The organism is Sphingopyxis sp. BSNA05, from assembly GCF_013265645.1.
Taxonomy (GTDB): domain Bacteria; phylum Pseudomonadota; class Alphaproteobacteria; order Sphingomonadales; family Sphingomonadaceae; genus Parasphingorhabdus.
Window position 1 is genome coordinate 1 of sequence record NZ_PYIA01000026.1, and the last position, 10306, is coordinate 10306.

At 51.8% G+C, this 10306-nt stretch carries 13 protein-coding genes and 1 pseudogene; 6 read left to right on the forward strand and 8 right to left on the reverse strand.

Going from position 1 to position 10306, the window contains the following annotated elements:
• Positions 1 to 3 precede the first annotated feature (3 nt).
• Together C8024_RS03245 and C8024_RS03250 are read left to right on the forward strand one after the other, a co-directional pair.
• Positions 4 to 753 (forward strand): RES family NAD+ phosphorylase, encoded by a 750-nt coding sequence (locus tag C8024_RS03245; RefSeq protein WP_173202934.1) that lies wholly within the window; start codon positions 4 to 6, stop codon positions 751 to 753.
• A 238-nt stretch (positions 754 to 991) separates the two neighbouring features.
• Complete coding sequence (locus C8024_RS03250) at positions 992 to 1942, forward strand: DUF2493 domain-containing protein (protein WP_173202926.1); 951 nt, start codon at positions 992 to 994, stop codon at positions 1940 to 1942.
• 193 nt (positions 1943 to 2135) lie between these two features.
• Here the strand turns inward: C8024_RS03250 and C8024_RS03255 are convergent, their stop codons facing one another.
• The 7 genes from C8024_RS03255 to C8024_RS03275 all read right to left on the reverse strand — a co-directional run bounded on the left by C8024_RS03255 (position 2136) and on the right by C8024_RS03275 (position 5714).
• Positions 2136 to 2468 (reverse strand): excalibur calcium-binding domain-containing protein, encoded by a 333-nt coding sequence (locus C8024_RS03255; RefSeq protein ID WP_217271962.1) that lies wholly within the window; start codon positions 2466 to 2468, stop codon positions 2136 to 2138.
• A gap of 6 nt (positions 2469 to 2474) precedes the next feature.
• On the reverse strand, positions 2475 to 3083 hold the full coding sequence (locus C8024_RS03260; protein ID WP_173202928.1) for a hypothetical protein: 609 nt from the start codon (positions 3081 to 3083) through the stop codon (positions 2475 to 2477).
• Complete coding sequence (locus C8024_RS03265; RefSeq protein ID WP_367947128.1) at positions 3080 to 4099, reverse strand: M48 family metalloprotease; 1020 nt, start codon at positions 4097 to 4099, stop codon at positions 3080 to 3082. Before C8024_RS03265 ends, C8024_RS03260 begins: the two co-directional genes overlap by 4 nt.
• Before the next feature lie 153 nt (positions 4100 to 4252).
• Positions 4253 to 4480 carry a hypothetical protein gene (locus tag C8024_RS22820; RefSeq protein WP_367947125.1) on the reverse strand — a complete coding sequence of 76 codons (228 nt, stop codon included), beginning with the start codon at positions 4478 to 4480 and terminating at the stop codon, positions 4253 to 4255.
• A gap of 5 nt (positions 4481 to 4485) precedes the next feature.
• Positions 4486 to 4878: a hypothetical protein gene (locus C8024_RS22825; RefSeq protein WP_367947126.1), complete on the reverse strand. Its 393-nt coding sequence runs from the start codon at positions 4876 to 4878 to the stop codon at positions 4486 to 4488.
• On the reverse strand, positions 4875 to 5027 hold the full coding sequence (locus C8024_RS22830) for a hypothetical protein (RefSeq protein ID WP_367947127.1): 153 nt from the start codon (positions 5025 to 5027) through the stop codon (positions 4875 to 4877). Before C8024_RS22830 ends, C8024_RS22825 begins: the two co-directional genes overlap by 4 nt.
• Positions 5028 to 5390: 363 nt before the next feature.
• Entirely contained in the window at positions 5391 to 5714 is a 324-nt protein-coding gene (locus C8024_RS03275) for a hypothetical protein (protein ID WP_173202929.1), read from the reverse strand.
• 39 nt (positions 5715 to 5753) lie between these two features.
• Here C8024_RS03275 and C8024_RS03280 point away from each other — a divergent pair.
• Positions 5754 to 6142 (forward strand): annotated as a pseudogene (locus C8024_RS03280) (single-stranded DNA-binding protein).
• 88 nt (positions 6143 to 6230) lie between these two features.
• Here C8024_RS03280 and C8024_RS03285 read toward each other — a convergent pair.
• A complete protein-coding gene (locus C8024_RS03285) occupies positions 6231 to 6476 on the reverse strand; it encodes a DUF6437 family protein (RefSeq protein ID WP_173202930.1) in 246 nt (81 codons plus the stop codon).
• Between the two features lie 339 nt (positions 6477 to 6815).
• On the opposite strand from C8024_RS03285, the gene C8024_RS03290 reads away from it, so the two are divergent.
• The 3 genes from C8024_RS03290 to C8024_RS03300 all read left to right on the forward strand — a co-directional run bounded on the left by C8024_RS03290 (position 6816) and on the right by C8024_RS03300 (position 10289).
• Positions 6816 to 7037, forward strand: a complete 222-nt coding sequence (locus tag C8024_RS03290; protein ID WP_173202931.1) for a hypothetical protein — start codon at positions 6816 to 6818, stop codon at positions 7035 to 7037.
• 657 nt (positions 7038 to 7694) lie between these two features.
• Entirely contained in the window at positions 7695 to 8003 is a 309-nt protein-coding gene (locus tag C8024_RS03295; RefSeq protein ID WP_173202932.1) for a hypothetical protein, read from the forward strand.
• A 12-nt stretch (positions 8004 to 8015) separates the two neighbouring features.
• Positions 8016 to 10289 carry a type IV secretion system DNA-binding domain-containing protein gene (locus tag C8024_RS03300; protein WP_173202933.1) on the forward strand — a complete coding sequence of 758 codons (2274 nt, stop codon included), beginning with the start codon at positions 8016 to 8018 and terminating at the stop codon, positions 10287 to 10289.
• Positions 10290 to 10306 lie beyond the last annotated feature (17 nt).

Below are 10306 nucleotides of genomic sequence, written 5' to 3' on the forward strand. Positions count from 1 at the left end.
CTGATGACCGTATGTGATTATGTGGACGCCACCGCGCTCGCGTCTGAGTTCCGGCGCTATCGCCGGACAGTCTGGCGTGTGGTTGAAGCGCAGCACCGTATCTCTACCAATCGCCTTGCAGATAATCTCGAAGACCAATCCCGCCTTGAAGAACTGGTGGAGGATGCAAAGCCTGATCTGCCAAAGGCAGCACAAGGACTGCATTATCTTCTCGGATCACCCTTTCGCTATGGTCACCGCATTGCCAGCCGGTTTCGCAAGGCTGACGAACGACCCGGTATATTCTATGCCAGTGAACAGGAAGCCACTGCAATTGCCGAAACTGCCTATTGGCGGCTGCGTTTCTTTGCCCGTTCGCCGGATTTCGTACCTGGCAATACGACCAGCGAGCATCTGAGTTTTTCCATTGCAATTTCCTCATCCCGCGCTCTGGATCTGACCAAGGCTCCGTTTGACGAGCGGGCGGACGACTGGGTGCAAAGCGATGATTACGGCGCATGTCAGGATCTCGCGAGCGTTGCCCGCCAAGCATCGGCACAATTGATCCGTTTCATCTCTGTACGTGATCCCGATGGCAGGTGCAATGTCGCGCTGCTTGACCCGGCCGTATTTGCAGCGCGCGAGCCGACGCTGGGTCAGACATGGCACCTGAGGCTGGAGCGCGGCCAGCTACATGCCATTGCTTCCTTTCCCGGTGGCGGCAAATTTGCGTTTGAACCCGAAAGTTTTGGCCTCACGAAACTCGTGCAATAGCTGGTCCAGAATATCTCCTGATATGTCCGCACAACTCCCGCTTTCCTGAACGGGAGGTGCCCTGGACCAGCAGTTGCGCCAAGCGCAACCCGCGCGGGCTGCGGCCCGTGTGGCCCGCGCCAGCCTTGCCCCCGCAGGTTTCCCGCCTTTGGCGGTGCGCTTGTCGTCCCGCCGGTCCTGCCGGGCTCCTCGCGGAAAGCGGATCGTCGCTTGCTTGCCGCTTATCAGGAGAAACATCATGGACAATAATTTTACCCAATCTCTTTCCGGGCTCGATCTTTCCGGATTGACTATAAAACAATCACCCTTTGAACCGGCAGATTTTCCAGAGCACGACGCGATCTCGCAAACCATAGCTGCCGTCTGGTCCGACCTGTTCGCGATGTTCACCGATACCGCCCTTGAAGCCGATGCAGAGAGCCTGGCCTGGGGCTTTGTCAATCTCTTCCACCGTTCGGCGATGCAAAAAGCAAAGCAGCTCGACCGAGCATCGGATGAAGTTCGCGTATTGGTCGCAAATGCCGATGGCTCGGAAGTGCATACGTCCAATCTCGAAGAGCAGATCGAACGCGCACAAGCTGCAGAAGCTTCGATGATCGCCTTTGAAGAAATGCGGGAGGTTGCTGCATCGCTCTATCTGCAAGAAATCCGTTCCTCGTGGAAGCCTGTGTCGAGTTCGCGCGCCAATCACGGCGCTATGCTCACATCAGCTGTCATTCATGGCCGCGATTTTCTGCGTGCGCGCAGTGAAAGCAAGCGCAAGGCCCTGATGCCTGAAGGTACGCCCATTATCTTTGCTGGCGGTCGCACCAAGCAGGCGGATATCGAAGATGCCAAGACGTTTGCGAACAATGTCTGGGCCACACTCGACAAAGTTTTTGATGCTGTTCCGGACATGGTGCTGGTGCACGGCGGTGACGGTAAAGGCGCAGATGGTCTTGCGGCATCCTGGGCCGAACGGCGCGGCGTTGCGCAGCTTACATTTTCGCTCAATCGCAAACTGGGCGCACGCGCTGGATTTAAGCGCAACGAGCAGATGCTGAATCTTCGTCCTCGCTACGTCATTGCATTTCCGGGAAACGGTGTATTGGAACGTTTGGTAATCGAAGCCAAATCACGCCGGATCACGGTTGTGGATCGGCGCGGACCGCTTGGAGCTTTTCCAAAGGCAACATCTTCCACCGGCTGAGCTTCACAGGAGCAATCATGGATGTATTTGAACATCGAAGGGGCGCTTTAAGTTTGTATAAACCCGTAAGGGAATGACATCCAAATGGCAAAACTAGACGGGTACAAGTTATTTGTGATTGCTATATCGAGCGGTAGTTACGCCTTTGAGGGCAATGGCATGTTTGGTTCAATTCTATCCTACCAACTTATACTTACTCACAACCGATGCCGTCATTATCTCTATCCAAATGCGAACCGTACCCGCGTTGTCCTCGACGGACCGGAGCAGCACCTGCTGCCCTTGCCGCTGCACAGTTCGGATAGTAATCAGCTTTTGGCTGAGAACGAACCGCCGATGGTTTTGCAGAGCCGCCGCCGTGACAATGTCTACCGCCGTTCTTTCTGTCGTTATGACAACCATCGGCTGCTGTTCTGCCGCCATGAGCATTTACAGCCAGCGTAGGGATCAGGAATGTCATAACAAATGCCGATATTGTGCCAATTATCAACGTACGACTAATTCGGATTGTACATTGGAATGTCATTCCGCCTCAGAGCAACTTCGCTGTTTCTACCAAAGCATGGAAGGCATCCAGCCCCTTGGCAAAGTAGTGTAATCGTGGAGCGTCAAACGTGACCATATACAACTCACCTTCAACGATAGCCGCGCGCGCTTCCCCCAATCTGGTCAGATTGTCGGCATCAACATATTCGTATGTGAACTTCACGCCGTTCAATCCGAGAAATTCAGTTGGCTCAGTCGACGCAAGCTTAAAAATGCCGATCTGTTTGTAAGCACGGTAGGTGCCTTCGAGCAGTTCTGGAACATCAATGAGTAGCGCATCCTTCTTCATTTTGGGAAGCGGCTCTCGCTTCTTGTTGCGTTCCTTAACGAGGGGCTTTCCTGGAGCAATTCCGCCGTAAAATGTAACGTCATTCAGCTGCTCGCCATCAAGCGTCCATGTTTCGGCATTTTTCCCAGGTCTGCGACCCAATTTGTTCCAGTCTTGGGGCGGAGTTACGTGAAGGTTGGACTTTGCAACTTTTACGGTTTTACCTTGTTCTCGGTAACCATTCGCCGCCGCTGGGGATGTCATCAGCAATGCAGATAGCATCAGTATGCCAGAAAAGACCGATAACGCCTTTTTTACAGTACTCACTCTGTTTTCTCCTTCGGAAGAAGCATGCTAATCATTGGAGCATCAGAAGCATCTGGTTCTAGCGCTAGGTATTGCGCCAATGCAGCCTGCCCATCAGTTCGTTGTCCAGTTTTCAATTGGGACAACCCTAAGCCCCGATAGGCATCGGCCATTTCGGGATTTAGAACAATTGCTTCCCGATAGAAATTTACGGCATTCACCAAGTCACGCTGATTGCCGCGCAACCTATATAGCTCGCCGCGCGCGAACCAAAGGTCGGCTGTCCATCCCTTTTCGGCAAGCGAGTTTATAATATACTCACTACCGCCAAAGTCATTCAAACCTATTTGATCATTCAAAAATTTAGGAATCCAGTCGGCCAGCGCTTCGCGATATCGGTCAGCCCCGTCATCCCGCTCTGCACCTTCGGAGTCAGCTAAGTCTGACAAATATTCGGCGCGTTCGGCTTGTGGTGGATGCGATGCAGTGAAAGCAATTCTATTGAAACGAGGCTTTTTCAAACCCCTCACTCTTGCGGATGCTTCATATTCTCCCATCAAGTTAAGCCAAACCTCCGAAGCGGCTTGAGGGCGAAAATTACTGCCATTCAGATAGCTCAATCCCAATAGATCGGCTTCTCTCTCTTGATCCCGCTTGAAGCGATAGAGGTTGCCGTAAACCGAAAACTCCAAATTCTGAAAAGACGAACGGGTTTGATAGCTGGGTGACATACTTGCTAACAAACTCGCCCAACTTAGGAGATCTGAACCGGATCGAGCAGATTTGAATCGCTCCAAGCTATGTCTTTTTTCAAAATGCCCAAACTCATGCCCTAAAACAGATGCAAGCTCGGCCTCGCTGCGTACACGCAAAAGGAGACCGCTAAACACTCGCATGGTACCGTTGGGCGACATCGACGCATTGAAGATTGGCTCTCTAAGAACATAGATGCGAGTGCTTCCACAACGATCCGGACCAACAGCTTCACACAACACTTGCTTCAGATAGGTGTTCAGTTTTTCATCTCTAATGACTATTGGCGAATTGTTAAGGGCGCGCTCACTTTCATCATCCCTCTGCCAAAAACCAACCTCATCTACCCCCTGCGCTGATAGACCCCTTCATAGGGTGGAGGCAATGGAGGCGCGTCTGCGAGAACGATTGACGGAGTTAGTGCGAGCAATAGAACATTAAGGCGCATTGCAATGCTGTACATTATTTTCTTCTGCTACTACTTCGCTACCGGGAAACTCTTCGAGTAGCTGTTTGACACGCTTTTGTGCTCCTTCAGGCTTACGAACATCGCCGCCCATCGCAAAATCGGCATTGAGCCAGAGCAAATCGCCTGTTTTCAAATCGACTAAACCCGCAAAGCCGTGATGTTCGCCGGAAGTAACCCCTGCACCAACGGTAAGCATAGCCGCTATCTGAAACAACTTGCGCCCGGTCGATCCGTATGCATCCTTGTTATAGATAAACAGACCGTAGTCTGCCTCAGACGCGCCAGGAAGCTCAGAAACTCCGCCTCCCAATGACCATTCAAAGATATCGGCTTTGTTGTCCCGTTTCTTTGTAGGAAGCCTATTGCCAACAAAAACTGATAGTTGATCACAGATTGTGAAACCGCGGAAAACAGGGCCATATGTTCCTGAAGGTTTCGTGCGTCTTCTTCGTACGCCTCAGGCGCCTCAATGACTTCATTCCCTAGGCCAGCTTGTAACTCAGCCAAAGCAATCGCGATGTTTTTCTTCGCTTCTTCCGTCCATTCTGCATTGGGTTCAAAAAGACCGCCTGTTGATTGTGCACCAACGCTCACGGCAGGTCTGAAGATGAGTATTTTTTGCCGCTGTTTGCGGCCAGCTCAAAGCCTTGTTTGATGGCCGTACGTTCTTGCGCCATTGCTTGAGAAGAGAAAAGCGAAATTGCTAGACACGCTGCCAACAAACGCGAAATAATGCGCTGCATAATACCCCCCAATAGAATGTCAAAGTGCCATCCCGTTTAACAACTATGACAGATTTAAAGTATAGTTCCAATTACTTTCGATGGTTTTCCAAAAACGATCGTTAGTCAAAAACCGGGGTGAACACAAGTTTGATCGAACTCCTTTCGATTGGATCTCAATCAGCTCTGCTCTTTTTCGGCTCTGACTGTTTCATTTGACTGGAGATCAACATGTCATGGAGATTTGGGTACCATTTCCTCCTTTGCAGACTGGGCGCGGCTGATCGAACCAAAGGCCTGGATGATGCGCGGGCAACCCAAACTTGTTTCGATTGAACAAGATATCGCGGCGTAATAGCTGATGACTGTGCCGCAGATACACCCTCAGCTCTGACCAATGTTGCGTGAGTGTTTGCCGATCATGGTTTTGTGATCTGCCGTCAGATGTTTGTGGCTTAAGTTGCAAACAACCTCTCCAAAGCACCAGCGCGTCAGTTCTCCTGGAATGGCAATCAACCGGGAGCCAATTCGGCTTTTTCGCGAACCTTCCTGAACCAGGTCAGCGGCATTACAACCGGCTTTGTTACCGGCCGTGTTGCACCTTTCAGGTGCTGCCCGCACCTCCCGGTCAAAGCCCGTTTCCCTTCGGCGCTGATGCGCCTCTCGGTGCAATGCCGCTTCTCCCTGTTTCTTGTCGTCAGTTCGCAAGCCGGAATGGTCCGGTTTGAGAATATCAGGAGAAATATCATGACGAACATTACACTTTTGGTTGGACGTGTTACCCGCGAGCCAGAAAGCCGTGAAACTAACGGCGGAACAACGGTTACCAACCTTTCGGTTGTAACGACCGGCCCGCCCGCAACAGCGAAGGCAAGACCTACAAGGACGACAATGGCTATACGGTCAAGGATTCAGAATTCCACCGCGTCACTTGTTTCAACGGACTTGGCAAGAACGTTGCGCAGTATTGCACAAAGGGCCAGATGGTTTCGATCGAAGGCCGTATCCACTATACCCAGTGGGAAGATGGTGAAGGTATCAAACGCTATGGCTGCGAAATCCTTGCCGACAAGGTAGATTTTCTCACCCGCGGCGCGTCTCAGGATAACAAGGATGCCCCCGATATCGATGAGTGATTAGAGATCCTCATCGTAAACCGTTCAGGCCTCGCCGGTTTCCCCGGCGGGGCCTTTTCTTTTATTTCCTAATGGTAAGAGCGACAGCTCATTTGGCCGCCGGATAGTTTGAAATTCCGAGCCTATTGAACGCCTCTTCTACGCCCAGTTCGCTAAGCGCCATCGCAAGTCGCCTCAGATGCTTGGTGCCAAAGCTCTCCACACCGGTGCCAAGCAACACGCGCCCGAGTTCGGTGGCTGCTTTCGCTTCCAGTTCACGCTGTTTTTGATTCAGCTTTTCACGGTCGGCTTCGAGTTTCTTGAGTGCGGCAATAGCGCCGGTTTTTCTGGTCATGAGATTTCCTTTTCTCAGTTATGACCCCTTGAAATTTCATAGTGGCATAGTTCCCCACCTGTAGGAAAACGGTTTTTTGCGAATATTATCTGGACGGTCCAATATGGGTTTGGAGAGGGTATTCTCACTTGAAGTCCAAGCATGATGCGCGAAGGCCTACCGCGTAAAGGACGACGGGGCCCCACCATTTTATTGGCGCTACGGCTGCGCCTCCGCACCAATAAAATCGTTTCCCCCATCGCCGCTTCGCGGCGCCTGTTCCAGCCGGTCCTGTGACCCGGCAGCCCTCCACGCATCACCAGACCTTCTGTCAATTTTGACAAATTTCAGGAGGTAGATATGACACAGGCAATTGATACTGTATTTGATGCACAGAGTTATTTTGCGGCGGTAGAAACAGCGGAACTAAGGGCGCTTCACAGCTTCTTCGATCAGCATGTGGTTGAGGACGACGACCAGGGCTACATAGCCTTGGATGAGGGAGATTATAACGCGCTTCCGGCTTGGGCAATGAACAGGGTTGTCCATACCGTGCACGGCGCGTTGCTGGATGAATTCTGAAGGCCAAAAAAAGGGCAGGGGCCGGAAACGGTCTCTGCCTCTTTTTATTCGCATGTTTGATAGGCCGTCGCGGCGAATTGATACAATCATACAGACCCAACTGGGCGTAAGAGGCTCGAGAAAACAATATCGAATTTCCGTATCGATTCTAGCCATTTGCGACCCGGGCTGGCATTGATATTGAAAACACCCAAATGGGTGCATTGAGGGCAGTGGAACTCCAATTCCGCTGCCAATATATTTTGCAAATGTCTCAGTATTAAATTCTGGTCATTGGGGTGTTTGTGGAGCGCTGATGCCGTGCACCAGCGCACGCTTTTGTCCATGCTATCCACGTGGCATAACTCCACCTGAATTGATCAAGAATATTATCTGGAAGCATCATACCGGGATGAGAACATAAGGTGCACACCGTACGCAGCTCGCTGCCTTGGATATATTGTTCTATATCAACTGGTTAAGTCCCAAAATCACTCGATGTAACAGACAAATCCTCTAGGACTTGGTGGGTTTTTGACAAGTCTTAACCCAATCTTATCGTCGCAAGTTATTGATAATTATAGAAATATAACCGATTGACTTAGACTTGTTCACGATTTATTCTTATTGGGCTTTTCGAAGGGTGAACCAGGTACTTGACCATCAAGGAACCTGAGTATGACCAACCATATTTGCTTACAAACCTATCTCTCTTTTCAGCTTGCACAGTGGGTAAGATCGGAAGCTGATGGCCACGGCGAATGTGTCAGCGTCTTCATTCGCGATCTCGTAATGGCGGCATATATTGCGCAGGATGAAGGGAGCAGCGACACTCTAAAAGACCTCGACAAGGCCCGCGAGATTGTATTCTCGTCCGTCGCGCTTGATGCTATTTTAACCGCCCATCCAGATAGCACGCTACGGCAAAAACCCATGATGCTTATGGTCGTCGGTTACAAAGATTGGGACTTGCTCCTGCCTCTTTGAATGGAGGCCGTGATGAAGCGTAACATTGTAAACTTCACGCGTGGTAGCCAGCTATTGGGGCACTTTGGTTTCATGTTTGCTAGCGGTCTCAAAGCGCCGCTGATCATTGCGGCTGTTCTTTTGGTAGCCATATCTTACTGGATGGTGACATCGGGTCTTACCGACCATCAGCGTTACCTTGCCGGTATGAACCTTTATGCCTCGTTTTACGGGTTCATGGAGTTTGACCCTACCAAGCCGGTTAATCTTGATCTTGCGGGCGGCGCGAGCATGGAAATCGCAATTTCAAAGGTCTCAAATTTCCCGCCGGTCGTGCGGGCAATGGAAGCATTATGGACAGCACTGCGTACCGCATTGGCGATTTCCGCATTGCTGTTCCTGCCTGCCTTTATTCTGTTCTACTGGGTCGCAGAATATTTTGGCGGCCGGTCGAAAGAAAGCAAACATGAACGCGGCGCGCAGCTTGCAACGTTGCCCCAGCTGCAAGCGGAGATAACTCGTCACAATGCTAGCGAGCAGGCACGCGAAATGCGCGCCGAACTGGGTTGGCGTTGGCGACTAGCAGGGCAGAGTGCCCTTGATGCTGCGGGTTACTACACACCCTCTGCAATTACCGGCGTTCGTTATCCTTGGAGGCTTGAACAGAGCCATGCGATGCTGATCGGGACCACCGGAACCGGCAAGACTGTAGCGCTGCTGGAGATGATTGACGAGGCCCGCAGAAAGGGACAACGGGCTGTCATATTTGATTTAACCGGCGCCTTTATCGAACATTTTTATGATGCCACCCGCGATGTCATATTAAACCCGCTCGATGCCCGCTGTCCGCAATGGAGCGTGTTTAATGATTGCAGCACCATTGCTGAATTTCATAGCGCAGCTGAAGCGATCATTCCGCAGGATGGCGGGGGCGAAGATCAGTTCTGGGTTATCGGTGCGCGCTCGCTATTTGTGCAGTCTTGCATGCAACTCATGAAGGCCGGAACGCCGAGCAACGAGGCACTCGCGAATAAGCTCATCACGGCCGATCTTACCGATGTGCATAAGCTCTTAAAAGGCACTGTGGCGGAGCAACTCACCGCGCCCAAAGCCGCCCGCATGGCAACCTCAATCCGGGCGGTATTCAATGCCAATGCAGAGGCACTCATGCTATTGCCCAAACATGGTCCGCACTTTTCAATCCGCGACTGGATAAAAGATGATACCGCGCGCGGCGGGATCATATTTATATCTGCGCGCTATGTGGACATGAGTGTCTGTTCCAAGCTGCTGACGCTATGGATGGACACCGCGATGAATACCCTCATGTCGATGAGCCGAACATCCGATTTGCGCGTGTGGTTCATGATCGACGAACTGGGCGCATTGCACCGATTGCCAGCGCTGGAAAAAGGCCTTCAAACGGCCCGCAATTTTGGCGGTGCCATCGTTACCGGCATCCACGCATTTGCCAAACTCAAGGAGGTGTATGGCGAAAATATGGCGATGACATTGTCTTCGCTTGCGCGCACCAAATTGATCTTGGCAACTGCCGACCGGGAAACTGCAACATGGTGTTCTGACTTTATCGGTCATCGGCAAATTCGCGACATGGAAGAAGGCTATAGTTACGGCTACAACAATGCCCGTGATGCAGTCAGCCTAACCCCGAGAAGGCAGGTCGAGCCGCTTCTGCTGCCCGATCAATTTATGAACTTGCCGCGCCTCAATGGTTATATAAAGTTTCCTGATGGCTTCCCTGCTGCGCCGGTTAAACTGATTCCGCAAACCTGGCCCAGTGTCGCCGAAGGATTTATCGCGCGGGCATTAGATGATCCAGATCAAACGGGTCAATCCACTGCACCCAATAAAGAACTACTGCGGTCTTCCAAGCCTGACAGGGCAGATAAAAATAGCCACGGCGGGGAGGTAGAACCAGCAGCGGACGCCGATGATAATGAAGAAGGCGTCAAACAATCTGCGGCCGATCAGAAGGAGTTTACCTTCCGGGAGCCCGAAGAAATCACAGACGACCAGTTGCCTGATGAGCCTCGAGATAAAATACTCAAGGATGGCACAGCGGATCCCGCTACCGATGGCCTGGATAAATCTCCCCGCAAGGATGAGCAGGCGCCATCTCCGTCTCACAAAGATGACAAACTGCAGCGCCCCGATCTGCCTGATCCATCCGATCCAGCGAACAAAACCCGATCGCTCAGCGGTTCGCCGCGTGATGCTGGCCGGGACCTGCGTGAAGGTGCGGTGCGCGATGAGCCGGACCGCGATATCGGCGAATTTGATATGTGAAACCTGCGCGGTGGAGG